The sequence below is a fragment of the Methylibium sp. T29-B genome (assembly GCF_000576225.1).
In the GTDB taxonomy this organism is placed as follows: Bacteria; Pseudomonadota; Gammaproteobacteria; order Burkholderiales; family Burkholderiaceae_C; genus Methylibium; species Methylibium petroleiphilum.
In genome coordinates this window covers 1-3,031 of sequence record NZ_AZSN01000267.1, presented here as the reverse complement: position 1 = coordinate 3,031, position 3,031 = coordinate 1, and the positions used below count along the sequence as shown (strand labels likewise).

Here is a 3,031-nt window from a genome sequence, read left to right as displayed (position 1 = left end):
AAGACCTGGGCGTCGATGTGGAACACGCGCTTGCTCACCGGGTGGCTGGCCAGCACCGGTGCGGCCTCGACCACGTAGACCTTGCGCAGCTGCCAGGTGATCTTCGGGAAGCAGCCGCCCTGCCCGCCGAAGTCCACGAACTTGTAGCCGCTCGGGTCCTTGAACTCGTCGGTCAGCTGCAGCTCGTTGTGGTTGTAGTAGGGCATCAGGATGTTCTTCGTGCCCTTGAACGTCCACTTCATGTCCGAGATGCGGCCGTTGTAGCCCTCGAAGTCCTCGATCATCAGGTCCGCGCCGAGGAAGGCGTCCGTCGTCTGCCCGGTGGCGAGCCGGCGCACGCGGCGCTGGAAGCCGAGGTAGAGGTAGGCGTCGTCGAACTTCAGGTCGTCCTCGTAGCGCTGGATCAGCAGCTGCGTGTTCTTCAGGTCCTGCGGCTCGAGCACCTTCACGTAGATGCCGCGGAACAGCTCCGACGGGTTGGGCGTCACTTCGGGCACCGGCGCGTGCTGCACGCGGTGCTTGAAGTTCAGGAAGTGGAAATTGAACATGATGACCCGCTCGACCTGGCCGCTCGTCATGTTGCGGTACTTCCAGTAGAACGGGTAGACCGCGGCGTTGTCGCCCCAGTTGAGGCCGTACTTGAAGTTCCACGCCAGCTTCTCGCCGGCACGCGGGTCGTCGGCCTTGGGCTCCTCCGGGAAGGGCCGGCCGGCAACGAAGCCGGTGATCTCGCCGTTCTGGGCGCCGAGCTTGGCGGTATTCAGGTTCTTCTTCGTGGCCTCGACATAGAACTTGTCCATCGCGAACTGCGTGGTCGGCCCGACCTTGATCTCGTCCCAGCCGTTCTTGACGATCTGGTAGAGGCCCGGGTCCAGGGCGTCCTTGAACTGCTCGACGTTGGCCTTGTTGACCACGGTGCCGGGGGTCAGGCCGGCAACGCTCGGGAAGCCGCTCTTGTACGGGTTGAACGAGGCCTCCACGTCGGCCTCGGTGGCGGCGCCGGCGGCCAGGGCGAAGCCCGCCGTGACCAGGGCCAGCCCGATCTGATGAATCTTCGTTGTCATGATGCTTGTCTCCTGCTTCAGAACTGATACCGCGCGGTGAGGAAGATCTCGTTCTCCTTCCAGGCCGAGCCGATGGGGCCGGCGCGGAAGCGCCCGAGGGGCTCGAGGCCGCCGAGGCCGCGCGAGTAGGTGGTCATGGGGTCGGTGTCGCCGAAGGGGGCGGTGAACGGCGCCCACGGGTTGCACGAGCGGCAGTCGTCGAACTTCCAGCGGTCCTCGCCGTTGCGCAGCTTGAAGTTGCCCCCGAAGCTGATCTTGAACTTGTCCGTCACGATCCAGTCGACCTGCGGCGAGGTGACCAGCGCGCGGGCCTGCACGTCGTAGGCCGTGATCAGCTGCGGGCTGACGCGGTCGTTGACGAGGAAGGCCTTCATCAGCAGCGTGGCGATCACGTTGTTCTCCCAGTCGGGCATGCCCACCGGGCCGAACTGGCCGCGCTCGAACTCGTGGTCGAAGATGTGCTGGTAGAACAGCTGCGCGGAGAACAGCGTGGTGCGGTTGGGGTTGATGAAGGGCACGAAGGTGGGCCGGTCGAAGCCGACCACCGAGCGGAACACCTTGTTCTTCGAGTACAGCTGGGGCTTGAGGGTGTTGGCGAACTCCTCGCCGTTGGTGAAGGCCGCCTCGACCCGCACCGCCGCCTTGGCCGCCTGCCACTCGAAGTCCATCGAGCCGCCGATCAGGTTCACGCGCGGGAAGTGCATGTCGAAGGCGATCAGGTAGGGCCAGCCGCCCTGCGCGTCGGTGCGCGTCTCGCCGGTGAAGGCGTTGGTCGCGCCCTTGCCGCCGTGCAGCGAGGGCAGCTGCGAGCGGTAGGTCAGCGCGTTGAGCGAGAACGACAGGCCGTCCTGGCTCACGCCCTCGTACTTCAGCCCGAGCTGGGTGTTCTTCAAGCTCCAGTTGGGCAGCTTCACGTCGCGCAGGCCGATCTGGCCGGGGCCGAAGTCGGTGGCGAGCAGCACGCCGGGGCCGACGTTGGCGAAGTTGGCCACCGTGCCGCCGTTGTCCCACAGGTTCTTCATGCCGCGGAAGAAGCAGCCGGCGTCGAGGATGACGTTGGCGGTGCCGCACTGGCCGAGGTTGTTGGGGCGGAACTTGTCGAAGTTCCACACCAGCTGCAGGTTGCGGTCCTGCATGCTCTCGCTCGGGCCCATGCGGTACTCGGCCTGGGCGATCCACATGGGGATGCGGATGTCCTGGAGTTCGTCGTAGATGTTGTTGCGCGAGTAGTCGACCGGGTTGATCACGTCGAGCACGCGGAACAGGTCGGTGCGGCCCCACACCACCTGCTGCTTGCCGAGCTTGAGGAAGAGCTGCTTGCCGTCGGCCAGGCCGACGGTGTTGGTGACGAAGGCTTCGCGGATGACGTCCCAGCGTTCGTTGAACTCGGGCAGTTCGAGCTCGCTGCGCTTCTTGTCGCCGTAGCCGCCGAAGTCGGCGCAGCCGCGCCGGTCGGTGTCGCAGGGGCGCACCGGGGTGGCGTACTCCACCCCGCCGTTGAGCGAGTCGTGCCAGCGGTCACCCAGCAGGCGCAGGCCTTCGTTGGGGTTGTAGTTGGGTGCGCCGGGGTTGGTGGCGTTGAAGCCGAAGACGTTGTTGACCAGCCCGAGGCCGTCGACGGCGGCCTTGTTGATGATGCCGCTGCCGTGCGGCACCGGGGGCGGTCCGCCCTGGGACTCGAGCAGCACGCCGCCGCCGGCCTTGCGGCCGTACTGGTCGTCGTTCATGCGGTAGACGCCGTCGAAGCTGCCGCGCAGGATGCTGCGGAACTTCCAGCCGCCTTCGAGCTTCTTGTCGGCCTCGACCTGCAGGGTGTTGCGGAACTTGGAGAGCCCGACGCGCTCGCCGGTCGCGTCCTTGCCCCGGAAGCGGGTGTCGTTCTCGTAGTAGACGTCGACCTTCCAGGGTCGACCGGCGCGGCGGCGTCCTGCGCCTGCGCCAGGCCGCACACGGCCAGGCCGCCGGCC

Annotated in this window: 2 protein-coding genes; both read right to left on the bottom strand. The window is 66.5% G+C overall.

Going from position 1 to position 3,031, the window contains the following annotated elements:
- The coding region (locus Y694_RS20865) for a DUF1329 domain-containing protein (protein WP_036236190.1) at positions 1 to 1,064 on the bottom strand (1,064 nt) is incomplete at its 3' end.
- Positions 1,065 to 1,081: 17 nt separating this feature from the next.
- Positions 1,082 to 3,031, bottom strand: a 1,950-nt coding sequence (locus Y694_RS20860; protein ID WP_231497820.1) for a DUF1302 family protein, incomplete at its 5' end; no start/stop codon positions are given.